Consider the following 26,269-nt stretch of genomic DNA (forward strand, 5'->3'; position numbering starts at 1 on the left):
ATGGTGAGGCCCCCGGGCGGGACTGCTATCCCGGTCGGGGGCCGCTTGGTATGGCTGAACGTAGGTGTGGGTTCGGGGTGGGCGCGGGCCGAACGAACGCCGTTCACTCGAACGTATGGCGGAATGTCACATGGCCTGTGAGGAGTCCGGCTCTCGGTGCTCGTCGCCGTCGAGGAGGAGGTCCACCGGGAGGTCGACGGAGACTCCGATGGATCGGGGCAGCGGGATGGATTCGCCTCGCTTGTAGGTTCTGCGCAGGCGGTACGCGCCGTTGCGGGGGTCGCTGCAGAGGACGGCCTCGTCGTGGTGGCGGTCGGCGATGACGTACACCGGGATGTCGGCCTTCGCGTAGCTGTCGACCTTGACCCCGATGTCGTCGGACCAGTTCGACGAGGTCACTTCGACGACCAGGCGGAAGACGTCGGCCGCGTAGCAGTTCTTCTGGACCTTGTGGTCGCGGAAGTCGGCCTCGACGAGGGCGAAGTCCGGGATGGCGTAGTCGTCGGAGCCGGTCGGCAGCCGGAGGCCGATCCCCTGGACGTATCTCAGCCCCGCCTTTCGGGCGCCGGCGTCGTAGAACTTCTCGATGAGCCGGCTGAGCGACAGTGCGTGTGACCCGTCCGCGGGTGGTGTTGCGGTGAGTCTTCCCTGGAGGATCTCTACTCGGTGTCCGGGAAGCTCGTAGGTGAGGCGGTCGGCGGCCTCGGAGATCGTGGTCCGGTGGTGCGTCGGGGTCATGCTTCCTCCCTCTTGGGGATCACGCTGCCGGGGCGTAGTCATGGCCGCCGGTGTTTCGCGTGTATCCACTCGTTCGAGCCCGGGGAGGAGGGGCGGGCGGGCGTCGAGAACCACACCGTCAGCCACCCCGACCTCACCCCGCTCGACGCGGCCGGCAAGGACGCCGAGGTGTGCGGGGCCGGGGAGCGGCTGCAGGAGGTCTTCGGGCGGGAGCCGAAGCTGTTGCGGCCGCCGTACGGGGCGGTGGACGACGGGGTGCGGCTCGCGGCCAAGGCGTGCGGGGTGAAGGCGCTGATCACCTGGACGCACGATTTCACCACCTGGGGCGAGACCTCGCCCACGCCGCGGCTGCGGGCCGGGGACATCGTGCTGCTGCACTTCACCCCGACGCCGGCGGCGGACCTGCGGCGGGCTCTGGGCGCGGCGAGGGCCGCCGGGGTGGAGTCGGCGGCCCTTGTGTCGTACCTGGAGGCGGCGGGGGTGTTCTAGAGCTCGCGGTGGACCTTGGTGTTCGAGGCCTGGGCGCGGGGGCGGACCACCAGGAGGTCGATGTTGACGTGGCTGGGGCGGGTCACGGCCCAGGTGATGGTGTCGGCCACGTCGTCGGCGGACAGGGGCTCCGCGACGCCCGCGTAGACCTTCTCCGCCTTCTCCGCGTCGCCGCGGAAGCGGGTCTTCGCGAATTCCTCGGTCTTGACCATGCCGGGGGCGATCTCGATGACGCGGACCGGCTGGCCGACGATCTCCAGGCGCAGGGTCTCGGCGAGGACGCGGGCGCCGTTCTTGGCGGCGACGTAGCCGGCGCCGCCCTCGTAGGTGGAGTGGCCGGCGGTGGAGGAGAGGACCACGACCGTGCCGTCGCCGGAGGCGGTGAGGGCGGGGAGCAGGGCCTGGGTGACGTGGAGCGTGCCGATGACGTTGACCTCGTACATGGTGCGCCAGTCGGCGGGGTCGCCGGTGGCGACGGGTTCGGCTCCGATGGCGCCGCCGGCGTTGTTGACGAGTACGTCGCAGCGGTCGAGGGAGGCGGCGAAGGCGTCGACGGCGGTGCGGTCGGTGACGTCGAGGGCGTAGGCGGTGGCCTGGTGGCCGGCCTCGGTGAGCTCGGCGGCGAGGGCCTCGATGCGGTCCTTGCGGCGGGCGGTGAGGACGACGTGGTAGCCGGCTGCGGCGAGCTGCCGGGCGGTGGCCGCGCCGATGCCGCTGCTCGCGCCGGTGACTACGGCGGTTCGGGTGGCGGCCGTGCTCATGTGCGGGCTCCTCGGTCGTTCGTACGGGCGATTACCCGCCAGCATAGGCGTGGCTCAGCGGCCGCGCGGGGCGTACATGATCACGGCCATGCCGGCGAGGCAGACCAGGGCTCCGGTGATGTCCCAGCGGTCGGGGCGGTAGCCGTCGGCGACCACGCCCCAGACGAGGGATCCGGCGACGAAGACTCCGCCGTAGGCGGCGAGGACGCGGGCGAAGTCGCCTTGGGGCTGGAGGGTGGCGACGAAGCCGTAGAGGCCGAGGGCGATCACTCCGGCGCCGATCCAGGCCCAGCCCTTGTGGGCGCGGATGCCTTGCCAGACGAGCCAGGCGCCGCCGATCTCCAGGAGGGCGGCGAGGAGGAAGAGGGCGGCGGAGCGGGCCAGGAGGGTGATCGGCATGGCTCAAAGGTACGCATGGCAGATGGGGGTGGGCGCGCCCTCGTTCGTGTGATGGTCCGACCGGTGGGGGGTGGTCGGTGGCTAGCCTCCGCGCGAGGAGGTGGTGTCGGTGCGCCGTGGTGCCGTACGAAGTGTGGTGGTGGCGGGTTTGCTGGCGCTCGGCGCGGGTGTTCCCGGGTCGGCCCAGGCGTCGGTGGCGGACGGGCCGGAGGCCGATGTGGCGTACCACGGTCGGGTGGCCCTGTCGGGGGCGCGGTTGCGGATCTGGCTCGTGCCGGAGAACGACGGGCCGGCCGCGCTGCCGAACGCGACGTTGCGGGTGCGGCTGTCGGCCGATCTCGCGGACCGGCAGCGGCTGGCGGAGGGGTGTGCGCGGGCGGGTTCGCGTGAGGTGGTGTGCGAGACGGGTCCGCTGCCGCTGCACGGGCGGGGCCGGCATGTCGCGCTGCTGCTGGAGCTGCGGGAGCCGGCCCCGGAGGTGGCGGTGCGGGTGGACACGTGGTGGAACGGTGGTGCGACCGACCGGAACCACACCAACAACGAGCATGTGGTGCTGGCGTTGGACACGGGCGACACGTACGCGTTCTAGGTCGTCCGTCAGGGCGCCGGGCGTCCCCGGGGTCGCTCTCCCGGCCTAGGCGGTGCCGAATTCCACGAGGGCCTCGTCGACGATGCGTTCCAGGCGGGCGTGGTGGGCGCCGCGCCAGTAGACGCGTTCGCATGCGGTGCATTGCGCGAAGACGTCGTAGGAGCGGTGCGTGCCGTCTTCGAGGCGGTCGCCGACGCTCTCCTTGTCGGCTTCGCGGAGCGGGCCGTTGCAGGCGGTGCAGCGGGTCCAGGGGGCGAGGGTGGGTGCGAACCGGCCCAGTACGTCGCGCAGTTGTTCGTCGGGGTTGTCGCTGTAGATGTAGGCGCCGGCGAACAGTTCGCGGCGGCGCAGCAGGCCGCGGTCGCGGGAGAGCAGGACGCGGCGCTCGGCGGCGGAGCGGGTGGCGAGGGCGGGGTCGCCGATGTCCTCGTTCTCGTAGGCGGCGTCGACGCCGAGCAGGCGTAGGCGGCGGGCGAGGGTGCCGAGATGGACGTCGAGGAGGAAGCGGAGCGGGGCGCCGGGGACCTTTTGGGGTCGCTCGACGGCGAACACCTCGACGTTCTGGCCGTCCTGGGGGACGTAGGAGACGGGTACCTCGTGGCCGTCGACGAGGAGGCGGCCGACCTCGGTGAGCGGGACGCCGGCCGATTCGACGACGTGGCCGAGGCTGGATGCGCCGTCGGTGGTGGTCGGTACGCGTTCGGCGCGCCGGTTGGGCGGGGCGAAGAGGCGTAGTTCGGGGGCGAGGGTGAGCTGAATGCCGGGTCCGTTCACTGGCTCAGCATGCCATTGCCGGGGTGGCGGGTGCGGCCGAATTATGTCGTCGCGATCATGTCGTCGTGGTGGCGCGGTCGTAGGTGTCGCGGTGGGCGCTGACCTCGTCGAAGTGGTTTTCGGCCCAGAGTTTCACGGAGGACAGGAGGCAGCCGAGGCTGCTGCCGAGGTCGGTGAGCGTGTAGTCGACGCGGGCGGGGACCGTGGGGGTGACGGTGCGGGTGACGAGGCCGTCGCGTTCGAGGGAGCGCAGGGTCTGGGTGAGCATCTTCTGGCTGACGCCGGGGATCTTGCGGCCGAGGTCGCTGTAGCGCAGGGAGCGGTTCTCGGCCTGGCCGAGGGCGCTGACGATGAGGCCGACCCACTTGTCGCTGATGCGGGCCAGGAGTTGGCCGGTGGGGCATTCCTTGAGGAAGGCGTCGTAGGCGGATCGGGCTTCCTCGCGGCGGGCCGCGGCGGTGCTGGTGGCCATGGGTGCCCCACTTCCGGGTCGGGTACGCACCTTCGAGTGCGTACTTACGAAAAGAGAGTACCTCTCCATAAGTTAGTGCTCATCGAGAACGCGCGAACGAGCGTGCGCATCAGTGAACGGGAGAGACGAAGATGAGCGAGCAGACGATGTCGGCGGCCGTGGTGAGCGAGTTCGGCGGCCCGGAGCGGGTCGTGCTGGCCGAGGTCCCGGTGCCCCGCCCTGCGGCCGGTCAGCTTCGCGTCAAGGTCACCGCCGCCGGTCTCAACCCGGTGGACGGCGCCGTCCGTGCCGGGATCTTCGGTGGCGCCGGGCAGCGGCTCGGCCTCGGCTGGGACGTGTCCGGGGAGATCGACGAGATCGGCGCCGGCGTGACCGGTCGGCGCATCGGTGAGCGGGTCGTGGGCCTGCACCACGGGCCGGTGAAGCCGCTGGGCACCCACGCGCAGTACGTGGTGCTCGACGCCTTCGCCGTCGCGTCCGCCCCGACCACCGTGGACGCGGTGGCCGCGGCCGGACTCCCGCTCGCCGGCCTCACCGCCGCCCGCGCCGTGGACCTGCTGGGGCTCGCCCCCGGCTCCTCGGTGCTGATCACCGGAGCCGCGGGCGTCGTCGGCGGGCTGGCTGTCCAGCTCGCCGTGCGGGCCGGGCTGGTGGTGACGGCCCTGGCGGGCGCCGAGGACGAGGAGTTCGTACGGTCCCTGGGCGCGACCGGGTTCGTCCCGCGCGGCACGGCGCCGGCCGGACCCGTGGACGGGGCCCTGGACGCGGCGGTGCTGGGCGACGCCGCGCTGGGCGCCGTACGCGACGGCGGGGTCTACGTGGGCCTGATCCCGAACCACGCCCCGGCCGCGGAGCGCGGTGTCCGGGTCGTGGAACAGGAGGTCGCGGCGGACGGGGCGCACCTGGCCCGGCTGGTCGCGCTGGTGGACGAGGGCGCGCTGACGCTCCGGATCGCCGCCACGTTCCCGCTCGCGGAGGTCGCCGAGGCCCACGCGCACCTGGAGACGCCGGGGGTCCGCGGCCGCGTCATCCTGACGGTGTGAGCCCGGCCCGCGGACGCTCCACCCGGTAGCGCCAGTCGCAGCTCGGGTGGGGCACGCCGGGCGGGTACTCGAAGTCGACGTCGCCCAGGTACTCGAACCCGGCCCGCCGGCACACCGCGTTGGACGCCGGGTGGTCGGTGCCGGGGAAGGCGTGGACGCTGTCGCGGGAGCCGTGGGCACGGACGTACGCCAGGAGCTCCGTGAGCGCCGCCACGGCCAGCCCGTGGCCCTGGAACTCGGGCAGGATGCCCCAGCCGGACTCGTAGACCGGCTCGCCCTGCCACTCCCGCTCCCAGAAGCCGACGCTACCGACGCTCTCGGCACGTCGGCCGTCGTCGGGGCGTCCGTCGGGGCGCCCGTCGGAGCTTCCGCCGTCCTCGGTGCCCTGTCCGGCGGGCGTCCACACCACGCGGAACATCCGGCCGGCGGCCGGCTCCCGCGCGCTCATCGCCTCGTAGCGCCGCTGTCGGTCCACGAGCTTCGCGGCGGGCTCGGGGCCGCCCAGGAACTGGGTCATGATCGGCTCGTTCTTGCGTTCCAGCAGCCAGAAGTCCCCGGCGGACCAGGGCTCCAGTCGTACGTGCGTCTCCATCCGGCCACGTTACTGCGGCGGGGCCCGGCCCGGGGGGCGTCAGCCGCGCCGGAAGAACTCCACCTCCGCCAGCGCGAGATGACGCTCTGGTGCGGCCCCGGCGGGTGCGTCCAGGGTCAGTCGGATCGTGAGGGCGTCGCTGATGCCGGTGGGGAAGGTCTGGGGGCCGGGCTTGTCACTCAGGTCGAGCCTCTTGTGGACCTTCCGGCCGTCCCGCGTCGTCACCTCCATGTCGATGCGCAGCGCCCGCGCCTGCCGCGCGTACTCCTCGGGCGATGCCGACGCGCCGTTGGTGATGATCACGTCGACCAGGCGGAACGGCTCGGCGAAGGTGTACGTCGCCGATGCGCCGAGGCCGGGCGCGCCCCAGTAGCGGTTGTTGAGCCCGTCCGTGCTGTCGCCCACCGGATGCCCGGGCAGCTCGGCGCTCGCCTCGACCCGGGTGGCGGTCACCTCCTTGGCCTTGCCGAGCTTGTCGCGGGTGTCCTCGATCAGGTGGCGTCCGGCCGGCAGCAGCAGGAAACCGCCCGCGCACAGGGCCAGTACGACGGCCAGCACCACCAGGAAGCGCGTCGCGCGGCCCGAACCCCCGCGCGTGCGGCGGCGCAGCGGCCATACCGTCCGCCACCAGGGCAGGGGGGCCGCCGTGGTGGCGGGCGTCAGGGGAGCGGCGCAGCGGCGGCAGAACCGGCGGTCCGGCGGGTTGGGGGTGCCGCAGGCGGGGCACGGCACGCCGGACCCGGAGTCGCTCACCGCGGCGGTACGCACGACCGGGCGCGGCGCGACGGCCTTCGCGGGCCGGACGGGCTGCGGGGAGTCCGGTACCCGCGGCGCGACGGCCCGGGGGGCGGCGGCCGGCGGCGGGGCGGCGGGTGCCGGTACTCGCGGTGCGACGGCGCGGGGGGCGGCGGCTTCGGGGGCGCCGGGCGCGCCGCGGCCGGTCCGGTCCTGCCGGCCCGCGGGCGGTCGGGGCCCTGCCGGATCGGGCTCGGTCGGGGAGGGAGCTGCCGCCGAGGGCATGGCCGAGGTCGGTCCCGCGTCGGCGGGGGCAGGCCCGCGCCGCCGGTCCGACGCGGTCGGCGCGGACCGGGCCGGTTCCCCGCCCGGGGGCGCGGATTCCCCTTCCGGGGGTGCGGATTCCCCCGGGGGTGCGGGCGGCGGGCCGGATCCGGCGTCGGCGGGGGTGGAAGGTGCGGAACGCCGGCGCTTCCAGGGCAGCCGCCGATCGGCGCCCGCGTCCTCGGGGTGGGGTCCGTGCCGGCGATCCGCGTCGGCCGTCGCGGGCGGGGCCGACCCCGCCGGGGAGCCCGCGGGTGCTGCCGAGCCGGTCGCCCCCTGCGGCGCTGCCGCCCCCGCCGCGGGGGGCGCCGTGCCGGGCGATGCGGAGGCAACGGACCCCACCCTGGGGGACGCGGAAGGAACCGGCTCCGCGCCGGGGAGCGCGGAAGGAACCGACTCCACCCTGGGGGATGCGGAGGGGACCGGCTCCACCCTGGGGGGTGCGGAGGGGACCGGCTCCGCGCCAGGGGATGCGGAGGGAACCGGCTCCACCCTGGGGGGTGCGGAGGGAACCGGCTCCGCTCCCAGGGGTGCGGGTGGGGCGGGCGCGGTCCCGGGGCGCGCGGAGGGGGGCGGTTCGGTCGCGGCGGTCGCGGTCGCCGGCTCCGGGGCGGCGGGAGCGGGCGGGGCGTCGTCGCCCCGGTCGGGGGCGTCGGTCGCCGAGCCCGCCGAGCCCGCCGAGCCCGCCGAGCCCGCCGAGCCCGCCGAGCCCGCCGAGCCCGCCGAGCCCGCCGAGCCCGCCGAGCTCCGTGCGGGCGTGGAGCCCGACCAGCCCAGGTAGGCGCCGCAGTTGCCGCAGAAGTCGTCCGTCTCGCCGTTGGACGCCCCGCACACGGGACACGCTCGCACCGCTGTCACTTCCTTTCGTCCGCGGGCGGTCCGGACAGGACCTCGACGCGGCAGACCGTGTGGACGGGGCACAAGGTGCGAACGAGCGCGTGGACCCGGTCCACGTCCACCGTCGTCTCGCGGCCCGGCCACACCCGGACCAGGACCTCGTCGGCCGGGGCGGCGGGCAGCTCGCCACCGGCCGTGCGGGACCAGGTGGCCCCGCCGTCCCCGATGACGTCGGCGGACAGGCCCAGTACCAGGCGCAGGGCCTCGGTCAGGCCGCGCCGGGTGCCGCGCAGGCGGTGCAGTTCCACCGCCCGCGCCACCGCCTCGCGCCGCAGCGCGACGGGCCACCGGGGGTCGTCGACGCCGCCCACCCAGGAGGCCAGCCAGGACAGGAAGTCGGCCGGGGCCAGCCGGGGGTCGAAGTAGGAGGGCAGGTTGTCGAGGGTGGTGAACACCGGGGCGAGGACGGTGTCCAGCCCCGCCGTGAACCGCTGCGCGAAGTCGTCCTCGGCGTACAGGGCGGGCAGTTGTCCACCGATCGGGTGCCGGCTGGGCAGACCGGGGACGGCGGCCCGGTTCATCCGTGCACCGCCTTCTCCGGTTCCGTCACGACCACCTGGTGCTGGTAGGAGAAGACCAGCGCGCCCGCTCCTATGTCGATCCGGTCGACGGGGGCGCCGCGCCGTCCGGTGATCGGGTCGGCGGCGAACAGACGGATCTCCTCCACCAGGACGTCCCCGACGGCGCGTTGCAGTACGCCGAACACCTCGCCGTACTGGACGGGCCGCCCGAAGGGCCAGCCGGTGCCGTCGGGCCCGCCGCGCAGGGGGTTGAGGTGGCGGAACAGCGCGGCGAGTGCCGCCTCGCGCACCCGGTCGGCGTCCGCGGCGGGCGCCGACAGCCGGGCGACGACGGTGACGCCCTGGTAGACGGGTGGTTCCACGACGAGGCGCGTGCCGATCAGACGGCGTTCGTCGAGGGTGCCGGTGATCGAGGCGAGCACCTGGTCGGAGGGGATCAGCTGCTCGAATCGGAGCCGGTCGTCGTGCTCGTCGGCCACCGCGTCCGGCACCACCAGGACCCGTACCGCGCCGGCGCCGCCGGTACCGTCCGTGGCGGGCAGGCAGCGGACCCGGCGCACCGAGGGAGCCGCCCGGCGGGCGATGATCTCGTAGTCCTCGGCGGTCACCGCGCGTTCCTGCATGCGCAGCGTCTGCGGCGCGCGCAGCTTGGCGTTCTCGATCGTCTCCCCGGCGACGCCGCCGCGTGCCGCCTCCCGGTTGATGACCCGGGCGACGTAGGGGACGGAGCTGCGCAGGACGGAGATCGCGCCGCGCGAGACGTTGCCCGCCGGGCCGCCGCCGGTGCGGTAGCGGGCGACGCGGATCCGGGAGCCCTTGGGCGGCACCGCGCCGCAGGGCCGCAGGGTGCCGTCGGCCTCGCGGAGCACCGGCGGGAACGTGAACTCGCCGGTGGTGGCGTTCACGCGGACGTGCCGGTCGTCGGGACCGGAGCGGCCGAAGTGCTCCACCACCTCCCAGCGCTGCCATCCCTCGGGGGAGGACACCTCCACGACCGGGGGTTCCCCGTCGAGCAGTACGGGCGGGCGGTCGAGCCGGAAGGCCTGGCCGGCCACTCCCTCGGACTGTCCGAGCGGTACGTCGCCCACCCGCTCGGCGTGCTCCACGGCCATGGTGCCGCCGACGGTGAAGACGGCGGCCTCGCGCACGGTCGGGGACTCCGAGTAGAACGGCTGGCCGGGCTCCGGGGCGGTGACCCGGCAGCGCAGCCAGCCGGCGCGGGTGCCGCTGAGCAGCGACGCGGTGTGCCCGGCCGGTACGTACACGATGATCTCGCCGGGCCGGTTGAGGCCGCCGGTGCTGTCGGAGTCCGTCTCGCACAGCTGCCACCGGCCGCCGTCCCACGCCTCCCACACCAGCGGGGGTTGGCGCGGATCGACGCCGACGCCCTCGACGCGGCTGTCGAGACGGACCGCGACCACGCAGCGCGGTACCGCCGTCGGCAGGCCGAACAGCAGCGCGTCGCCGGGCTCGGGCGTCGCCTGGAAGCACGGTATGTCGCGGCCTTCGGCGAGCGCGCCGGTCCGGTCGGTCATGTCACCGGTACGGGGCGCGGTGACCAGGCGCGTCAACTCGCTCGGCACGATGCGCAGATCGCCGGTGGTCGCGAACACCACGGCTTCCTCCGTCTCGCCCGAGGCGGTCGTGACCTCGGTGCCCGCGGGCAGCGTCACCGTGTCCGGCTGAGGGGCCGACAGCCAGAAGTCGACATCGGCGCCGGCGGCCGACGGCGGGTACAGCTGGATGTCCAACAGGTCGAGGAACGCCAGGTAGTTCTTCTCCGGGACCCGGTTCAGCCGGTACAGCAGCTGGTCCACGAGGTAGGCGAACGTCTCGATCAGGGTGACGCCCGGGTCGGAGACGTTGTGGTCGGTCCACTCCGGCGCGCGCTGCTGCACGTACCGCTTCGCCTCGTCGACGAGTTGCTGGAACCGTCGGTCGTCCAGGTTGGGGGAGGGCAGGGCCATCAGTCCGCGACCATTTCCTCGGCCCCCTCCTCGGAGGGGATCGTGTAGAAGGGGAAGACCAGGTTGCGCCGGTCGTTGGTGGTGCGCACCGTGTAGTGCACGTCGATGTAGAGGGTGCCCGCCTCCACGGAGTCGAAGGCCACGACGACCTCGTCCACCGTGATCCGGGGCTCCCAGCGCTCCAGGGCCTCGCGGACCTGCTGGGCGACCCGCCCGGCGGTGTCGCCGTCGCCGGGGGCGAAGACGTACTCGTGGATGCCGCAGCCGAAGTCGGGCCGCATGGGCCGTTCTCCCGGGGCGGTGCCCAGGACCAGCCGGATGGCTTCCTCCAGTTCCCGTTCCCGCTCGACCATGGCGATTCCGCCGGTCGGTCCGACCCGCAGGGGGAACGCCCAGCCGCGCCCGATGAACCGTCCGCTCATCACACACCGCCGATCAGGACGTTCATCGCGCCGGTCAGGACCGTCGCTCCGCACGCGGTTCGGTCGCGTGCCCGTGCGGCGGGCAGTCCGCCGATGAGCACCGCGCCCGAGGCGAGGGCGGCCGGGTTGGGCATGAGCACGTTGGCCGGTCCCGTCGCCGCGTGCGGCGGGACCGGGCAGACGTGCAGGCTTCCCACGACGGCGGCGGGCCGGCCGCCGATCAGCACCGTCGCGACCGCCGCGGCGGCGCCGGGCGGCGGCGTGGCGATCCGGCCACCGTGGTCGGTGGGGTCGCCCGTGCGGGCTGCGGCTGGCATCGGTGCTCCTCGGGGAGGTGGTCGTGGTCCAAGCGGGTCGGTCGGGGCTCAGTTGATGCGGATGAGCCGGGCCTTGAGGGTGGCGAGCAGGCCGCCGTTGACGGTGACGTCCGCCGTTCCGGACACCTTCACCGTGCGGCCGGCGATGCTCACCCCGGCGGTGCCGTCGATGTCGACCTGGCGGCCGGACACCTTCACGGTGCCCTGCCGGGCGTCCAGCGTGATGCCGTTCTTGTCCAGCAGGACCGAGGTCAGCGGGCGGCCCCGCCCGGCGTACACGGTGAGTGCGATGCGGTCGCGGCGGTCGTCCATGCGTACTTCCAGCCGCTCGTCGCCGGTCACCAGCCGCAGCCCGGAGGGTCCCGGCGCCGGCGCGTCCAGCAGTTCCACACGGTGGCCCGAACGCGACACCACCGAGCGGCGGTTGACCTTTCCGCTGGTCTTGTCGATCAGTGGCACGTCGTGCGGGGAGGGCTGGTCCACGCCGTTGTAGAGCCCGCCGATGACGTACGGGCTGTCGAGCAGTCCCTGCTCGAACCCGACGAGCACCTCGTCGTTGACCTCGGGGCTCACCACACCGCCGCCGCCCTTGCCGCCCCACTGGACGGTGCGCACCCAGTCGCTGACGTAGGTGTCGTCCAACCAGGGGAACTTCAGGCGGACCGCACCGCGTTGGGAGCCGTTCGGCTCGCGTACGTCCGTCACCACGCCGATCGCGAGTCCCGGGATGCGCGGGCCGCGTCCCGGCGCGTTGGCGCCGGTCACCAGGCCGGCCAGGGAACGGTCCGGGCTGGAGCTGACCCACACGGTGGTGCGGTAGCCGCCGTGCGGCTCCAGGACGTGCTGCACCGCCGTCGCCGTGTACCGGCCGGAGAAGGCCTGCCCCACGTTGCCGAGCGCGACGGCCTTGCCCGCCCGCAGCAACGGGTTGCCCTCGGCCACCGCCTCCAACTCGCCGAAAGCGGAGCTGGTCCGGTCCGCCGCCGCCTTCGCGACCGCCGTGGTCTCGGCCTGCGTACGGTACGGAGTGTCGGTGACGGCCGTCGTCGACCTGCCGAAGCGCGCGGCGACCTGGGGGCCGAGGCCCGGTACCACCGTGTCGCTCACCACCGACGGCTGCTCGGCGACCAAGGGCCGCTTGGTGGTCACGTCCCAGCCGCGGACCTGCACGGTCGAGGAGCCGTCGGCGGCCGACAGCGCGGCGCGCAGGGCCAGCAGGTTCCTCCCGTACTCCAGGACCATCGGATCGCGTACGGCCGACGTCGACGGGGAGGGTGCCCCGGACGCCTTCACGGGACGGGTGAACTGGAGCAGTCCCTTGTCGTCGACGCGCACCTGCGCGCCGCTCTCGCCCGCGAGGTACTGCAGGAAGTCCCAGTCGGAGACGTTCGCCTGGGACAGCTGCTTGTACGTCACCGGCGCCGCCTCCACCTTCCCGACGGCGAGGCCCGCTCCGGCGGCCACCTTGCGGACGATGGCGGCGGCCGTCATGTTCCGGTACGCCACGACCTTGCGGCCGCGCTGGAGGCGGTGCGCCTTGGAGTAGGCGCGGACGACGGTGAACGATCCGGTGCGGTCCCGGTCGATCTCCAGGGCCGTGACCTCACCGTTGAACAGCCGCTCCCGTGCCTGCCCCTTCACGGTGGCCACCGACACCCTCAGCGGGCTGCCGATGGTGATGCCGGTGGCGCGCAGGAACTCGTGGTCGGGGTCGCGGTAGGTGAGCACGGCCGTGTCCGGCAGGCCCACGTTCTCGTCCACCACGCAGCTGACCAGTTGCGCCGCCCAGATCTGCGGCAGTTCGCCCGGGGCTTCCACGATCGGGTCGGCCGCGAACGACCGGCCCCCGGGCTCGGACCCGCTCACCGCTGCTCCTCCTCGCCGTGCTGGTCCCGCGTACCGGGAACCACGATCTCGCTGCCGGGCACGAGCGCCATCGGGTCGTCGATGCCGTTGGCCTCCGCGATGCCCCGCCAGGCCGTCGCGTCGCCGTACTCGCGCCAGGCGAGCATGGCCAGGCTGTCGCCCGCCACGACGGTGTGCGTGCTGCGGGCGGTGCGGGAGCCGGAGGTCGGGTTCTGGCCGGGCGGGTCGACGCTGGCCTCCTCGATGGACAGCGAGCAGGTCGCCCGTAGCGGCTTCCCGTCCACGTCGAAGAGCGTGTACGACACCGACAGGTTCGACAGGACCCCGTCGAAGGACGTCGTCCGCGCGCTGCCCCACTCGAACCGCACCCAGGGGCTCGCCGGCTTCTTGCGGCCGAGGCTGGCCGGGGTCGGCACGCACGCCTTCATCAGCTTCTCCACGGCCTGCTCCACCGAGTTGTCGTGGGTGGCGGTCGCGTCCAGGAACACCTCCAGGCTCAGCGTCCGTGGACCGCTGCCGACGAATTCGGGCAGCGCCGACTGCCCGGCCATCCGGGACGGGGAGCGCCGCCACTCGGTGGTCTTGCCCAACTGCAGGGTCGACGGGTTGAACTGGAGGTCGAGCTTCGCGAGCACCCCACCCGGCTTGGCGCCGATGGAGGCCGGGGGCTCCTTGAGGGTGAGCTGGGCCCGGGCGCGGCTGGCTCGTGCCGATGAGGCCATGGCGTGGTTCCCTTCGGGAGCGGGAGCGGGGGTGGGGTGCGGTGGCGTAGGGGGCGGTGGATCCGGATCCGGATGCGTGGGCGGAGGCGGACGCGGGCCGGGCGTCGGGCGGTCAGGAGGGCAGCAGCCCCTGGTGGGCGATCTCCAACGTCTCCACCGCGGCCGCCGAGTTGGCGGGGTCGAAGGACGGCCCCTGCCACCGGACCGGGACGATCCCGAACACCTGCCAGCTGATGATCCGGCTCAGATCGGGTCGTAGCGCCACGATCTCCCCGTCCTTGGGCTCGACCCGCCGCAGCGTCTCGTCCAGCCAGCGGCCGATCTTGGCCGTGTCCGCGGTGACGGGCCGGGTGAGGGTGATGTTCGACCAGGTCACGCGGCCCGGAAGCTGCCAGGTGAAGCCGTTGTTGCCGCCCTCGGCGTAGCTCTCCATCTCGACCTCGGCGCCCATGCCGGAGCAGGTGTGGAAGGCGCCCAGGTCGTTTCCGCCGATGGCCAGCCGGAAGAACACGCTGGTGGCGAAGATGTTGTCCGTCATCGGTCCGTCGTCCGTTTCTCGTTCGTACGCGTTTCTCAGCGGCGGCCGTCGAAGGGCCGACCCGCGCGTTCCCGGCCGCGCCGCAACTCGGTGCGCAGCAGGCGGGAGACCGGTTCGAGCAGGCGCCGAGCCAGGTCGTCCATGTCGAGGTCGCCGCCTTGCGGCGGCACCTCGCGCGCACCGGCCGGCCGGCCGGCCGTGGTCCGGTCGGGGCCGGTCGGGGCGGGGCCGGTCCGGGCGCCGCCCTTCTCACGCTGCACCGGAGGCGGGCCGCTCGGCGGCGGCGCGGGGGCGGGGGCCGGCGCGCCCGGGGCGACGGCGGGTTCCGTCGGCCTCGCCCTGGGCCGTACGACGGGCACGGACCCCGCCGCCGGAGCGGCGGGGGCCGGCTGGACCACGAGCGGTGGTGTGTACGGGCCGGTCACGGGCAGCGGGACGGCCGTGACGCGGGCCGAGGGTGCCGGGCGCACGGGGCGCACGGGGCGCGAGGGCACGGGGGCCTGGGTGCGCGTCACGGCCGTGGCTCGCTGGATCTGCTGCGGTGCGGTGGACGGAGCGGACCAGCGCGCCGGGACCACGGGGCGGGCCGCCGGGAGGGGGGCGGCGGCCGGGGCGCCGCCCATGCCCGCCACGTCACGGGTCCCGAGCGTCAGGGGCCGTGCCGCCAGGAGCTGGAGGGACCGGGACGCGGCTGCGGGGGGTGCGGGCGTCTCGCCGACGGCGCGGGCGGCGCGGGCGGCCACGAGCGGGACCGGGCCGGAGCGTTGCGGGGCGGGGCCGGCAGTAGCGGTGGCGGTGGCCCGCTGGACAGGCGCAGCGCCGGTACGGTGCTGCGCGCCGCCCGCGCCCAGCAGTGGCGCGTGGACCCGCGGCGCGGGGGATGCGGATGCGGATGCGGGCACGGCGGCACTCGGCGGCATCGAGGGCAGCGGCGCCCCGAGGCCACTGCGCAGGCGCGGCCCGGACCGCTCGCCCGGGCCGCTCGCCGCGGGTTCCGCCAGACGCTGCACGGTGGGCATGGCCGGTGTCGGGGCGGGGCTGGTGGGTTTCGCACGCCCAGCTGTGGGCGGGAGTTCGGTGAGGGGCGCCCCGAGCGCCGCGCGGGTCCGTACCCGCTGCGTGGGAGCCTCGGCCGTCGGGCCGGTGGCTGCGGGGTCTGTTCGGAGCTGGACGGTGGGCATGGCAGGGGTGGGGGCCGGCTCGGTGGGGCTCGACGGTGTTGCGGTGGGCGGGAGTTCGGTGAGGGGTGCGCCGAGGGGTGCGCGGGTGTGCATCCGCTGGGTGGGCGCCTCGGGTGTCGGGCCGGTGGCCGCGGGTTCTGCCCGGCGCTGGAGGGTGGGCTGGGTCGGCGCGGGGGTGGTGGCCGCGGGGTCCGTCCGGCGCTGGACGGTGGGCATGGCCGGGGTGGGGGCCGGCTCGGTGGGGCTCGACGGTGTTGCGGTGGGCGGGAGTTCGGTGAGAGGTGCGCCGAGGGGTGCGCGGGTGTGTATCCGCTGGGTGGGCGTCTCCGGCGCCGCGCCGGTGGCCGTGGGTTCCGTCCGGCGCTGGACAGTGGGCTGGGTCGGTGCCGGGGCGGTGGCTGCCGGTTCCGTCCTGCGTTGCACGGTGGGCGCCTCGGGTGTCGGGCCGGTGGCTGCGGGTTCCGTCCTGCGTTGCACCGTGGGCATGGCCGGGGGCGAGGTCGCTGCGGTGGGGCTCGACGGTGTTGCGGTGGGCGGGAGTTCGGTGAGCGGGACGCCGAGGGGTGCGCGGGTCGGTACCCGCTGCGTGGGCGTCTCCGGCGTCGGGCCGGTGGCCGTGGGTTCCGTCCGGCGCTGGACGGTGGGCAGGGCCGGGGTCGGGGCGGCGGCGGTGGTGGGGTTCGAGGGGGTGGCGGGGGGCGCCCCGAGCGGTGCGCGGGTCGGCACCTGCTGCGTGGACGCCTCCGGTGCCGGTTCCGCCCGGCGTCGGACGGTCGGCAGGGCAGGGGTGGGGGCCTGCTGTGCCGGTGCCGGTGCCGGTGCCGGTGCCGCTTGGCGCTGGACGGTGGGCATGGCAGGGGTGGGGGCCGGCTCGGTGGGGCTCGACGGTGTGGCGGTCGGTGTCGGCCCGGTGTGCGGGGTGCCGAGCGGCGCGCGGGTCTGCGCACGCTGCACGGGCGTGTCCGGCCCGGCCGAGGGCCGTACGGCGGCAACGCGGCGCCGGGGCGTGGCAGGGACGACCCGGGCGGTGGTGAGCGGCCGTCCGACGGGGCGCGGCCGGACCACGGCGGGGGCCACCTCGCCCGCACGACCGGGCCGGGCGCCCGAAGTCGCCGGTACGGGCGGGCGGGACACGGCTTCGGCGGATGTTCCGGGGACCACCGCGACGCGGCGGACCACCGGCAACCGCGCGGGCGCCGCCGCGGGGCCGGGCTCGGCGGAGGCCACCGCGGCCCGCTGCACGGCGGGCACGGGCGCGGACGCCCCGAGGACGGCTGCGGAGTGGGTGGAAGCGCGGCCCCCTGCACCGGACCCGGATCCGGATCCGCCGGAGCCCTTGGCCCGGGCCCCGGCCCGTACGGGGTCGCCGCCGCGCGACGGTGCCACGGCAGCCGGCCTGCCCGACGGCGCGGTGCCCGCGGCGCTCCGGGCGGGGGCGCGGGAGATGACCGGGCCCGGGGTGGTGTCGCCCGGCCCGGACGTCGTCGTGCTCGGCCGCGACGGGGTGGGCGGGGTGGCGTGCCGCGCGGCCGACGGCTGCTGCGGCTCCGCGCCGGGCTCGACGGGCAGTGCGCGCAGCAGCAGCGGTCCGCCGCCGGCGGCGCTGCGCGGGCCGGCGGGGCGGGTGACCCCGCGTACGAGTCCGGTCGGGGCGGACGGCAGCAGCGCGTGCGCGAGCCCGGTGTCGAACGACGGGTCGCGCCAGGCGGCCAGGCCGGAGCGGAAGGCGAGCCCGTCGCTGACGCCCATGGCCGCGCGGGACACGGTCAGCGCGGGCGGCCCCGTCATGCGCCAGCCACCGTCCCAGTCGCCGGGCACGGACGCGGCCGGTGCCCCGCCCGGCGCACCGGACGGGGGCGAGGCCGGGGCACCGATCGGCGCCGAGGCTGCGGTCTCCGGCACGGCGGCGCGCCGACGCAGCCTGTCACGCCATGCCATCTGCTCAACCGCCTTCGTTCACACGGGTGTTGATACGAGCTATCTCGGTGACCCACTCCTGACGCTCGCCGTGGGTCAGGTCGAGGATCTCCTCGCGCCGCCAGTGGAAGTGGTAGGCGATGTACGCGATCTCCTCCCTGAGCCGGGGGAGGGCGTACGTCACGATTCCCCCAGGCGCCCACCGGAGAGGTCGACCTCGAAACCGCCCTCGCAGTGCGGGCAGGTGACCGCCGCGCGGGTGTGTCCCTCGCTGTTCACGCGCCGGTAGAAGTCCTGGAGGAACGCGACGTCGGTCGCGTACATCCGTTCCACGATCCCGGCGTGCACGTCGGTGACGGTGCCGAGCCGGGTGATCACCTGGCTGAGCAGCACCACGCTCAGGTACGCCGGGTTCTCCTTCACCCGGAGGTCGATCTGGGGGCGCAGTTCGTCGCGGGCGGTGGCCAGGCGCATCGAGCCGTGCCGGTGCACCGTGCCCGCTTCGTCGACGTACCCGCGCGGCAGCTCGAACTCGAACTCCGTCCGCAGCCCGTGGTCCTCGCGAGGGGCCGGAGCGGCGGCGGCCGGGGGTGCCGCCGCCTGCTCCGGAGCCTGGGCGGGCGCCGTGGCCTGGAGGATCTCCTCCAGGTTGCCCGCCGTCACCGTACGGCGCCTCATTCGACGATGATCTCCTCGAACACGATGGTCACGGACTCGGTGGCCGCGGCGGATTCGCCGGCCTTGAGGGAGGGGCCCTCCCACTTGGAGGCCCAGCCCTGCATCAGCTGGATGCGGCGGACGGTCGCGCCCGTGGAGTCCTTGATCTCGATGGTGAGGTTCTGTCGAGCGGTGTCGACGGCGCCGTTGTTCAGGGTCTCCTTGATCCACTTGGTGAACTCGCTGCTCTTGTCGAGTCCCCGGGTGATCGTGACCTCGCCCGCCTGGCGCGCGCCGGGCTGCTTGCGGATGATCTGCTTGCCCTCCGCGCTGACCTGGCGGACCTCGACGACCTCTTCCTCGACGGTCAGACCGCTGATCTCCTGGATCGATTCGACCAGGTAGCCGCCGAGCTGTACGCCGAAGATATGGGTGGAAAGAGCATCGCCCTCTGCCATGACTGTCCTTCACCTTTCCTTGGTGCTGCTGCCCCGGAGGGTCACTCGTCGACGAGGCTGGTGCTGTCGGAGAACTGGGCCAGCCGGAACACGACGAACTCGGCGGGCTTGACGGGCGACACACCGATCTCGCAGACCACGCGGCCCTGGTCGATCGATTCCTGCGGGTTGTTGTCCCGGTCGCACTTGACGTAGAACGCCTCCGCCGCCGTGCGGCCGAACAGTGCGCCGCGGCGCCATTCCTCGGTGAGGAACGCGGTGACGTTGCGCCGGATGCTCGACCAGAGCCGGTCGTCGTTCGGCTCGAAGACGACCCACTGGGTGCCCAGGAGGATGGATTCCTCCAGGTAGTTGAAGAGGCGGCGCACGTTCAGGTAGCGCCAGGCCGGGTCGGAGGAGAGGGTGCGGGCGCCCCAGATGCGGATGCCCCGGCCGGGGAAGGCCCGTACGCAGTTCACGCCGATCGGGTTGAGCAGGTCCTGCTCGCCCTTGCTCAGGCGCAGTTCCAGGTCCACCGCGCCGCGGATCACCTCGTTGGCGGGGGCCTTGTGCACACCGCGCTCGGCGTCGCTGCGCGCCCACACACCGGCGACGTGCCCGCTCGGCGGGACGGTGGTGTTGCGGCCGGCGGCCGGGTCGAAGACCCGCACCCACGGGTAGTAGAGGGTGGCGTACCGGGAGTCGTAGCCCGCCTCGTCGTTGCGCCAGGTGCGGACCTGCTGCGCGGAGAGCCCGGGCGGGGTGTCCAGGACGGCCACCCGGTCGCCCATCTGCTCGCAGTGCGAGATCACCGCGAGCTGTACGGTGCGTACGCCCTCGGAGTCGATGTCGCCGCGCTGGTAGGCGCTCATCAGGTCCGGCACCGCGACCATGGTGATCTCGTCGATGGTCTCCAGGCCGGCGAATCCGGTGCGGGCGGCGGAGTCGCCGACGTACTCGGCCGGGTCGAGCCGGGCCACGCCGCCACCGGCGGTCGCGGCGGGCGTCGTGGCCGAGGCGTCGGGCACGGCGACGGTCTGCCCGGCGGGCCGGGTCTGGGTCGCGCCGCGCTGCTCGGTGACCTCGATGAGTTTCGAGGCGCGGGCCTGGGTGACGAGGTAGCCCTTGACGTTCTTGCGGGCGGACACCTCGTAGGTCTCGGCCACCTGCTCGCCCTGACGGACCAGGATTTTGAACCGGTCCTCGGGCGGGTTCTCGCCGTCCGCGTCGGCGATCTCCACGGAGACTCCGGTGACGCCCGGCCGGGCCGCGATCAGGAAGCCGCCCAGCTCGACGGGCTCCGCGGCGCGGGGCCGGGGGGCCGTGCCGGGGGCGGCGGCCGGTGCGGAGGCGTCCGGGGCCGGTCCGCCGACGCGCACGACGTAGGCGGCGCCACCGCCGTTGGCGAAGTACCCGTAGACGGCGTGGGGCAGGTAGGTGCCCTCGGTGAAGCCGCCGAAGTGCTGGGAGTACTGGTCCCAGCTGGTGACCAGCGTCGGCTCGTGGAACGGGCCGCTCTGGGCGAACCCCACGAACGCGGCGACCGCGGTGCCGACCCCTTCGATCGGGCGAGCACCGGACTGCACCTCCTCCACGTACACGCCCGGGGTGAGGTACGTCGGCATGCTCGCTCCTTCTGGTCACAGCTGCGCAAATAGGTCTGACCACAGCCTTTCCGGGGGCCGTGGCCAGGGACAAGGGCGTTCGGACCTGGGCGGGGGCAAGTGCGCTGCCCTCCCGGTCGTTTGTGCCGGACCGGCCAGGCACCGCGCCGCGCCCGTGGGTCGCGGCGCCGTCTCACACCTCGGTGACCTGGCCCAGGTACGGCCCGAACTCGCTCTCCAGGACGAGGCGGCCGAGCTTGCGGTACTCCTGGACGACTGCCGTCACCACCTGGGCCATGGTCAGCGGTTCACCCGAGGCGGCCGCGAAGTAGGCGGCCGTCACCGCGCAGGATCGGATCGAGCCTCCGGCCAGTTCGAACCGGTCCGCGCAGAAACCGAGGTCGAGGTCGGCGGCCCGGGGCAGGCGCACGCCCAGGCACCGCTCCCACAGGGCCAGGCGCTGGGTGGCGTCGGGCACCGGGAAGTCCGCGACCACGTCGAGCCGGCGGGTGAACGCCTCGTCGAGATTGGCCCGCAGGTTGGTGGTGAGGACGGCGATGCCGTCGAAGGACTCCATCCGCTGGAGCAGGTAGGCCGACTCCATGTTGGCGTGCTTGTCGTGGGCGTCCTTCACCTCGGAGCGCTTGCCGAAGATCGCGTCGGCCTCGTCGAACAGCAGTACCGCGTTGACGGCCGACGCCTCGGTGAAGATCCGCTCCAGGTTCTTCTCGGTCTCGCCGACGTACTTGTCGACGACCGTGGACAGGTCCACCACGTACAGGTCCATGCCCAGATCGGCCGCCACCACCTCGGCGGACATGGTCTTCCCGGTGCCGGAGGACCCGGCGAACAGGGCGATCACCCCGCGCCCGCGCCCGCCGCCGGGTCGCATGCCCCACTGCCCGAGCACCTGGTCGCGGTGGCGGGCGCGCACGGCGAGTTCACGCAGCCGGCGGTGGGTGGGGGCGGGCAGCACGAGGTCGTCCCAGCCCACGGCCGGCTCCACCCGGCGGGCGAGGCGGGCGAGGCCCGCGCCGTTCTGGGCCCGTACGGCGGTACGCAGGTCGTCGGCGGCCAGGGGGCGGCCGTCGAGCGCGGCGGTGCGCATCGCCGTGTCGGCGGCGCGGCGCAGCTGTCCGGCGTCGAGGCGGTGCGCGGACACGGACCGGGCGAGCGCGGGGGCGTCCGCGTCCGCGCCGGGTTCGACGGCGGCTCCTTCCAGCGCGTGCCGCCAGCGGGTGGCGTGCCGCTCGGGGGTGGCCGCGGCCACCTCCACGGTGACGGGGGTGTCGGCCGCCCAGGCGGGTTCCCAACCGCTCGTGCCGTAGGTGAACAGGGGGATTCCGTACAGCGTGGTGCACAGGGTCCGCAGGACGCGGGCCCGTTCGTCGGGCTTGTCGGGCAGCTCCTCCAGCGGTCCCAGCAGGACCCCGGCGCCGGTCAGGCGTGCCTCGCGGGCGGTGGTGCGGGCGAGTTCGGGCACGGAGCGGGCGGGCAGGGCGAGTGCGGCAGGGTCCAAGGCCAGGGGTCGGGGCCCGTACGCGTGCAGCGCGGCGGTGGCCAGGCCCTCCGGGTCGCCGCCGCGTGACCGCAGGTGGACGTGGCGGGTGCCGCTGCCGGCCGCGGCGACGGCCCGCCGCAGCTCGTCCGGGTCGACGGCCGGGTCGTCGTGGGGCCGGCCGAGGACCTCGGCCAGTCGCGGGTCGGGAGAGGTGTCGCCCAGCAGGTGGGCGGTGACCCGGTCCGGGACGACCAGGACCCGTGACAGGGGCGGCCGTTCCGGTTCGGTGACCTCCAGCAGGCCGCCCGCGAGGAGCGGTGCGGTGGGGGAGAGCCGCATCCGTGCGGCTGCCGACCCGGTGCGGCCGCACAGTTCGAGGGCGAGGCCGACGGTGGGCCGGCGGCGCGTCAGGTCGTCGTTGAGGTAGCCGTACAGCCGCTCGAAGCGGGCGTCCAGGTCCGGCGCGATGGTCACCAGGAGCAGGTCCAGGTCGAGGGGTTCCAGCGCGAAGCGTGTGGCGAGGACGTCGAGCGGCGAGCCGGGCGGCGGTGCGGCCGGGGTGAGCGCGGGCAGGTCGGAGCCGCCGGGCGGGGCGTCCAGGATGCGGGCGATCGCCTCGGGGGTGAGGTACTGGCCCCGGTAGGGGTCGTCCGGGTCGGGGTCGACGGACCGCCGGAGCTCCACGGCCAGTCGCACCCGCTCCTCGACGAGCCGCAGCCGTGTCCACAGGTACGGGAGGGTGTCGGCCGGGGCCGGGGCCGGGGCCGGGGCCGGGGCCGGGGCCGGGGCCGGGGCCGCGGGTGCGGCCGGCGGCGTGGCGGTGTCGGTCATGGCTGTCGTTCCCCCCGTCGGCGGCGTGCGGGTGCGCCCGGCCGTTCCCGGGATCCGCCGAAGCCCTCCGGGCCCGGTTCGACCAGTTCCGTGTAGCGCAGCCGGCGCGGGCCGTCGGCCGTGTCCGGTGCGGCCTGCGGTACGGAGTTCACGACGAGTCCCTCGGTGACGGGCGGGGCGGTGATCGTGCTGATGCCGGCCAGTGGTGCCTTCACGCGCAGCCCGAGGGAGGGCTTCAGCTCGCCGCCGAGCGCCGACCACACGTCCGAGGCGGCCGGTGCGTCCATACCGGTGCCGCCCGCGTCCACGTCCACGAGCAGGCCCAGTTCGGCGAGCGTGCCGGTGAGCATGCGCGGAGGCAGCGTGTCGGTGTTCACCAGGCAGGAGAGCACCTGGGAGAGGAGTCGGTGCTCGTCCTGCGGGCGGCCGGCCCACGCGCTGACCAGGTACGTCAGCTCGAACCAGCGCGGCGGGGTGCGGCGCGCGACGACGAAGCCGTCCGCGTCGTACACCTCGCCCGCGCCGCTGCCGCGCCGGGTGTGGTCCTCGCGGATGTCGTACAGGAACACGCAGACCGTGGGCGCGCTGCGGCGGGCCGCCCAGTCACTGGTCGGGGCGTCGAAGACCACCTCGATGCCCGACGACTCCAGGCCGGACTCCGCCAGCAGCCGGCGCAGCCCCTCGTCGACCTCGTGGATCACCGGCGGGTCACCTCGTCGGGCGGCTGCACCGAGCCGTTGACCACGAGGAAGTCGGTCTCGACGGGCGAGAAGCCGGGGCCGCTCGCCGTGATGGTCCGCGGGCCCGTCCGGTCCTTGGCCACGATCAGCAGCTGGCCGATGAAGGTGCCGTCGCGCCGGGGGAAGGTCGGCGCGGCCGCTGCCGTGATGCCCGGCTTCCATGTGAACCGCACCGGCACGCCGGGCGGGAAGTCCTCGCCGCGTACCGAGGTGACGAAGCCGGGCCTGCCGATCGGCGGTACGGCGACGATGCGCGGCTGGAGGATGCGCAGTTGCTGCCGGGCGGTGTTGTCGCGGGGGTCGGCGTCCGTGCCGGTCGTGGTCAGGTCGCCGGTCACCTGGGTGGTGAGTGCCTTGTCCGGGTTGAGGACGACCCGCAGGACGGTCCGGGCGCCGGGCGCCAGGTCCGGCAGGGTGCATTCCCCGTTCGCGGTGCAGCCTGGGGGCATCCCGGCGTTCGGCACGCCCTGCGGGAGGCCGATGCGCAGCCGCAGGCCGGTGGCCAGGGCGTTGCGGCCGTTGCGGACGGTGTAGGTGACGACGACGCGGCCGCCGACGTAGCCGGGGTTCGGCTGGGCCGTGATGCTCAGTCCGGGGCCGGCCGGGGGCGCCGGCGGCTCCGGCCGCGGCGTGGGCGTCACGGGCGGGGTCGTCGGCGGGACCGGCGTCGGCGTCGGAGGGGTGGGCGTGGGGGTGGGCGGGGTGGGCTTCGGGGGTACGGGGGCTTCGCGCACCGGCACCACGGTCCGGCCGGAGTTGTCGCTGGGGCGGGGGTCGAGCACGGTGCCGGTGACCGACCAGTCCACCGGCTGGTCCCCGGGGGTGAGGCCGGTGAGGGTGACGGTCACCGGGACGGTGGTGCCCGGGGGCAGCACGCCCAGGGCGCAGGTCAGCGCCGCCGCGTCACACGTGGCGCCGGGCGCGGTGAGCGTGGTGACGTCCACGCCGAGCGGGGGCGCGACGGTCAGTCGGGTACCGGGGGAGGCCGCCGGACCCTGGTTGAGGACGTCCACCCGGACGGTGGCGGAACCGCCGACGGTGAGCGGCGCGGCCTTCTCGGGTGCCCGCACCGCGAGGTCCACCGACTGCTGGACCCCGGGCTCCTTCTGACGGCCCGGCAGGCCCGTGACGAGCAGGTTGTGGTCGCCGGAGGCCACGTCCACCAGCTTCAGCTTCTCCGGGCTGTTGGGGGCGCGTGAGCCGCGGGCGCTGAGCACCAGGCTCTTGCCGTCGGCGGTCCATGCGGCGTCGCGGGGCTGGAACGGTCCCTTCGCCGTGGGTTCGGGCAGTTCCCGGCCGCAGGCGCCCGGTACGTCGCGGGCGGCGTCGGGCAGCAGGACCCGGCAGGCGCCGCCGCCGGCCGCGGAGGCGAGCAGGATGCCGCTGCGCTCGTCGACGCGGCCGCCGCCGTTCTTGCGGTTGAAGGCGATGGTGGCGCCGTCCGGGGAGAACGCGGGGCTGTCGTCGATGACGTCGCAGGCGCCGGGACACAGGGTGGCGCTCAGGTCGCGCTGCCGGTCCAGGTGGTCCACGGGCACGGTCCAGATGTGCTTGTTGCCACCGTTGCCGTTGATCACGAGGTTGCGGGTGAAGGCCAGGGTCGTGCCGTCGGAGGACCAGGTGGGCTGGGCGTCGCCGCGGCGCTCCTGGCCGGCGGGCGGGGTGATCTCGCCGCGGATCGCGCCCGTGGCGGCGTCCGCGATCAGGATGCGGGGCAGGCCCGTGTCACCGCCGACGCCACCGGGCGAGGTACGGGTGAAGGCCAGGAGGCGGCCGTCGGGGGAGAACGTCGGGTCGGTGTCCCGGTCCTTGGGGCCGCGGCCCGCGAGCGGCATGGCCGCCTCGTGGGTACCGTCGGCGTCCGCGAGCCAGATCCGTTGGATCCGGCCGTCCGGACCGTCCTCGAAACGGGTCAGTACGATACGGCGCCCGTCGGGCGTGTAGTTCTGCCGCTCGGTCCACGGGTCGAAGCCGGGGCCCGGCTGGAACAGCGGGTCCTTGGCCGGGTCGGTGTTGGTGTCGGCCGCCGGATCCTCCTTCAGGATCGGCAGGTTGAGGTCGCGGGGGTCGGAGCCGTCCATCCGGGCGTCCTGCAGCGTCACCACGTTCGGCTTGAGCGCCGAGATCCGCTCGACCACGACGTCACCGCCTGTCAGCGGACCGAGCCAGGTGGGCGGGCCGACCTCACGGTTCTCGCTGAGGATCACCTTCGGCGTGTCCGCGGAGTGCGCGGGCACCTGGAAGACGTGGTCCCAGTCGCCTTCGCAGTTACAGGTGCGATCGGGGCTGAGGAAGAGGACGCCGTTCCCGTCGGGCAGCCACGCTGCCCCGTGGGTGCGCCAGTTCGCCCGGTCGCCCGCCAGCAGCGGTCCGTCGCCCCGCCCGTCGGTCCACCTCAGGCGAGGGCCGGCCGTGCCCGTGGCGGTGTAGGCGATCACGTCCCGGTTCGCCTTGTCGTCCACCGGGTTCCACACCGGCTCGGTGGCCGTGCCGTTGCGGGGGTCGGTGACACGGGTCGCGGCGCCGCCCCGCAGAGGACGTACGTAGACCTGCCGCCCGGCGGCCCGGTCGCTGTCGGAGGAGTACGCCAGGCGTCCGCCCTCGGGCGAGACCGTGGGGTGCTCCTCGTTCGCGGGGGAGTCGGTCAGCCGGGTGAGGCCGGTGCCGTCGGTGCGCACCAGCCACAGGTCGCGCTGGGGGGCGGCGCCGGACCCGGCGGACCCGGCGGAGTCGAAGACGACGGCCCGGCCGTCCGGTGTCAGCCGGGGGTTCGCCACGTCCAGCCCGTTCGTCAAGCGGCGCACCGAGCCGTCCGCCGCGCGCAGGTAGACCTGCGGGGTCCGCTCGTCGCGGCGGCTCGCGAAGACCAACTGGTCCCCGAGAGCGGCGGGCTGGGTGTCCAGATGGACCGGCCCCTCACCGAACAGCGGGGTGGTCGACGAGCCGGACGCCACCTTGCCCAGACTGCGGTGGTGCGTGCCGGCGTAGACGACCCGGCCGTCACCGGCGTCGGCCGCCAAGGGGCGCGCCTCGGCGTCGCCCGGGTCGGCGGCCGCCGTCACCGCGAGCAGGGGGACCAGCAGCAGCAGTGGTGCGCCGGTCCTCCCCCAGCGGCGTCGACGACTGCCGGAGCCACCCGTGCCCATCACGGTCCACCTCACAGTCCGGTACAGCGTGTTCACGTACGACCCCGCCACTGTGCGGCCCGGTCCGTGCGCCCGGCAGGGCCGTGGGG

26 protein-coding genes are annotated in these 26,269 nt (G+C 74.6%); 4 read left to right on the forward strand and 22 right to left on the reverse strand.

Features of this window, described 5'->3' with window-relative positions:
* Window positions 1-126: 126 nt before the first annotated feature.
* Window positions 127-738 carry a Uma2 family endonuclease gene (locus BCL76_RS05205; protein ID WP_109778385.1) on the reverse strand — a complete coding sequence of 204 codons (612 nt, stop codon included), beginning with the start codon at window positions 736-738 and terminating at the stop codon, window positions 127-129.
* A gap of 12 nt (window positions 739-750) precedes the next feature.
* On the opposite strand from BCL76_RS05205, the gene BCL76_RS05210 reads away from it, so the two are divergent.
* Window positions 751-1,227: a polysaccharide deacetylase family protein gene (locus BCL76_RS05210; RefSeq protein ID WP_258309332.1), complete on the forward strand. Its 477-nt coding sequence runs from the start codon at window positions 751-753 to the stop codon at window positions 1,225-1,227.
* Here BCL76_RS05210 and BCL76_RS05215 read toward each other — a convergent pair.
* Both BCL76_RS05215 and BCL76_RS05220 read right to left on the reverse strand, forming a co-directional pair.
* On the reverse strand, window positions 1,224-1,988 hold the full coding sequence (locus tag BCL76_RS05215) for an SDR family NAD(P)-dependent oxidoreductase (protein WP_109778387.1): 765 nt from the start codon (window positions 1,986-1,988) through the stop codon (window positions 1,224-1,226). The genes BCL76_RS05210 and BCL76_RS05215 overlap by 4 nt on opposite strands.
* 54 nt (window positions 1,989-2,042) lie before the next feature.
* The gene (locus BCL76_RS05220; protein ID WP_109778388.1) at window positions 2,043-2,387 is read right to left on the reverse strand and encodes a YnfA family protein; all 345 of its coding nucleotides are present in this window, start codon (window positions 2,385-2,387) and stop codon (window positions 2,043-2,045) included.
* Window positions 2,388-2,526: 139 nt separating this feature from the next.
* On the opposite strand from BCL76_RS05220, the gene BCL76_RS05225 reads away from it, so the two are divergent.
* On the forward strand, window positions 2,527-2,976 hold the full coding sequence (locus tag BCL76_RS05225; RefSeq protein ID WP_258309333.1) for a hypothetical protein: 450 nt from the start codon (window positions 2,527-2,529) through the stop codon (window positions 2,974-2,976).
* A 45-nt stretch (window positions 2,977-3,021) separates the two neighbouring features.
* Here BCL76_RS05225 and BCL76_RS05230 read toward each other — a convergent pair whose 3' ends face one another.
* Window positions 3,022-3,750, reverse strand: a complete 729-nt coding sequence (locus tag BCL76_RS05230) for a Mut7-C RNAse domain-containing protein (RefSeq protein ID WP_109778390.1) — start codon at window positions 3,748-3,750, stop codon at window positions 3,022-3,024.
* A 55-nt stretch (window positions 3,751-3,805) separates the two neighbouring features.
* The gene (locus tag BCL76_RS05235) at window positions 3,806-4,222 is read right to left on the reverse strand and encodes a winged helix-turn-helix transcriptional regulator (protein WP_109778391.1); all 417 of its coding nucleotides are present in this window, start codon (window positions 4,220-4,222) and stop codon (window positions 3,806-3,808) included.
* Window positions 4,223-4,368: 146 nt separating this feature from the next.
* Here BCL76_RS05235 and BCL76_RS05240 point away from each other — a divergent pair, with 146 nt between their 5' ends.
* Window positions 4,369-5,265, forward strand: a complete 897-nt coding sequence (locus BCL76_RS05240; protein WP_109778862.1) for an NADP-dependent oxidoreductase — start codon at window positions 4,369-4,371, stop codon at window positions 5,263-5,265.
* On the opposite strand, the gene BCL76_RS05245 is transcribed toward BCL76_RS05240, so the two are convergent.
* Both BCL76_RS05245 and BCL76_RS05250 read right to left on the reverse strand, forming a co-directional pair.
* Entirely contained in the window at window positions 5,249-5,857 is a 609-nt protein-coding gene (locus BCL76_RS05245) for a GNAT family N-acetyltransferase (RefSeq protein ID WP_109778392.1), read from the reverse strand. The genes BCL76_RS05240 and BCL76_RS05245 overlap by 17 nt on opposite strands.
* A 39-nt stretch (window positions 5,858-5,896) precedes the next feature.
* Window positions 5,897-6,877, reverse strand: a complete 981-nt coding sequence (locus BCL76_RS05250; protein ID WP_258309334.1) for a zinc ribbon domain-containing protein — start codon at window positions 6,875-6,877, stop codon at window positions 5,897-5,899.
* A gap of 349 nt (window positions 6,878-7,226) precedes the next feature.
* Here BCL76_RS05250 and BCL76_RS38795 point away from each other — a divergent pair, with 349 nt between their 5' ends.
* A complete protein-coding gene (locus tag BCL76_RS38795; RefSeq protein ID WP_181382445.1) occupies window positions 7,227-7,697 on the forward strand; it encodes a hypothetical protein in 471 nt (156 codons plus the stop codon).
* A gap of 73 nt (window positions 7,698-7,770) precedes the next feature.
* On the opposite strand, the gene BCL76_RS05260 is transcribed toward BCL76_RS38795, so the two are convergent.
* The 15 genes from BCL76_RS05260 to BCL76_RS05325 all read right to left on the reverse strand — a co-directional run bounded on the left by BCL76_RS05260 (window position 7,771) and on the right by BCL76_RS05325 (window position 26,180).
* Window positions 7,771-8,334 (reverse strand): phage tail protein, encoded by a 564-nt coding sequence (locus BCL76_RS05260; protein WP_109778393.1) that lies wholly within the window; start codon window positions 8,332-8,334, stop codon window positions 7,771-7,773.
* Window positions 8,331-10,301 carry a putative baseplate assembly protein gene (locus BCL76_RS05265; RefSeq protein WP_109778394.1) on the reverse strand — a complete coding sequence of 657 codons (1,971 nt, stop codon included), beginning with the start codon at window positions 10,299-10,301 and terminating at the stop codon, window positions 8,331-8,333. The genes BCL76_RS05260 and BCL76_RS05265 overlap by 4 nt, the downstream gene beginning before the upstream one ends.
* Window positions 10,301-10,723: a GPW/gp25 family protein gene (locus BCL76_RS05270; RefSeq protein WP_109778395.1), complete on the reverse strand. Its 423-nt coding sequence runs from the start codon at window positions 10,721-10,723 to the stop codon at window positions 10,301-10,303. Before BCL76_RS05270 ends, BCL76_RS05265 begins: the two co-directional genes overlap by 1 nt.
* Window positions 10,723-11,040 carry a PAAR domain-containing protein gene (locus BCL76_RS05275; protein ID WP_109778396.1) on the reverse strand — a complete coding sequence of 106 codons (318 nt, stop codon included), beginning with the start codon at window positions 11,038-11,040 and terminating at the stop codon, window positions 10,723-10,725. The genes BCL76_RS05270 and BCL76_RS05275 overlap by 1 nt, the downstream gene beginning before the upstream one ends.
* A 48-nt stretch (window positions 11,041-11,088) precedes the next feature.
* A complete protein-coding gene (locus tag BCL76_RS05280) occupies window positions 11,089-12,906 on the reverse strand; it encodes a VgrG-related protein (RefSeq protein ID WP_109778397.1) in 1,818 nt (605 codons plus the stop codon).
* A complete protein-coding gene (locus BCL76_RS05285) occupies window positions 12,903-13,628 on the reverse strand; it encodes a CIS tube protein (protein ID WP_109778398.1) in 726 nt (241 codons plus the stop codon). The genes BCL76_RS05280 and BCL76_RS05285 overlap by 4 nt, the downstream gene beginning before the upstream one ends.
* 112 nt (window positions 13,629-13,740) lie before the next feature.
* On the reverse strand, window positions 13,741-14,166 hold the full coding sequence (locus tag BCL76_RS05290; RefSeq protein WP_030710062.1) for a phage tail protein: 426 nt from the start codon (window positions 14,164-14,166) through the stop codon (window positions 13,741-13,743).
* A 35-nt stretch (window positions 14,167-14,201) separates the two neighbouring features.
* Window positions 14,202-17,285 (reverse strand): hypothetical protein, encoded by a 3,084-nt coding sequence (locus tag BCL76_RS05295; protein ID WP_109778399.1) that lies wholly within the window; start codon window positions 17,283-17,285, stop codon window positions 14,202-14,204.
* 4 nt (window positions 17,286-17,289) lie between these two features.
* Complete coding sequence (locus BCL76_RS38800) at window positions 17,290-17,448, reverse strand: DUF6760 family protein (RefSeq protein WP_181382446.1); 159 nt, start codon at window positions 17,446-17,448, stop codon at window positions 17,290-17,292.
* On the reverse strand, window positions 17,445-17,942 hold the full coding sequence (locus BCL76_RS05300) for a zinc-ribbon domain-containing protein (RefSeq protein WP_030757938.1): 498 nt from the start codon (window positions 17,940-17,942) through the stop codon (window positions 17,445-17,447). Before BCL76_RS05300 ends, BCL76_RS38800 begins: the two co-directional genes overlap by 4 nt.
* The gene (locus BCL76_RS05305; protein ID WP_030388073.1) at window positions 17,939-18,379 is read right to left on the reverse strand and encodes a phage tail protein; all 441 of its coding nucleotides are present in this window, start codon (window positions 18,377-18,379) and stop codon (window positions 17,939-17,941) included. The genes BCL76_RS05300 and BCL76_RS05305 overlap by 4 nt, the downstream gene beginning before the upstream one ends.
* Window positions 18,380-18,420: 41 nt before the next feature.
* Window positions 18,421-19,983 carry a phage tail sheath family protein gene (locus BCL76_RS05310; protein WP_109778400.1) on the reverse strand — a complete coding sequence of 521 codons (1,563 nt, stop codon included), beginning with the start codon at window positions 19,981-19,983 and terminating at the stop codon, window positions 18,421-18,423.
* Window positions 19,984-20,155: 172 nt separating this feature from the next.
* On the reverse strand, window positions 20,156-22,294 hold the full coding sequence (locus BCL76_RS05315; RefSeq protein ID WP_109778401.1) for an ATP-binding protein: 2,139 nt from the start codon (window positions 22,292-22,294) through the stop codon (window positions 20,156-20,158).
* Entirely contained in the window at window positions 22,291-22,995 is a 705-nt protein-coding gene (locus BCL76_RS05320) for a DUF4255 domain-containing protein (protein WP_109778402.1), read from the reverse strand. Before BCL76_RS05320 ends, BCL76_RS05315 begins: the two co-directional genes overlap by 4 nt.
* On the reverse strand, window positions 22,992-26,180 hold the full coding sequence (locus BCL76_RS05325) for a DUF11 domain-containing protein (protein ID WP_109778403.1): 3,189 nt from the start codon (window positions 26,178-26,180) through the stop codon (window positions 22,992-22,994). The genes BCL76_RS05320 and BCL76_RS05325 overlap by 4 nt, the downstream gene beginning before the upstream one ends.
* Window positions 26,181-26,269: the final 89 nt, after the last annotated feature.

The organism is Streptomyces sp. CG 926 (genome assembly GCF_003148825.1).
Lineage (GTDB): Bacteria > Actinomycetota > Actinomycetes > Streptomycetales > Streptomycetaceae > Streptomyces.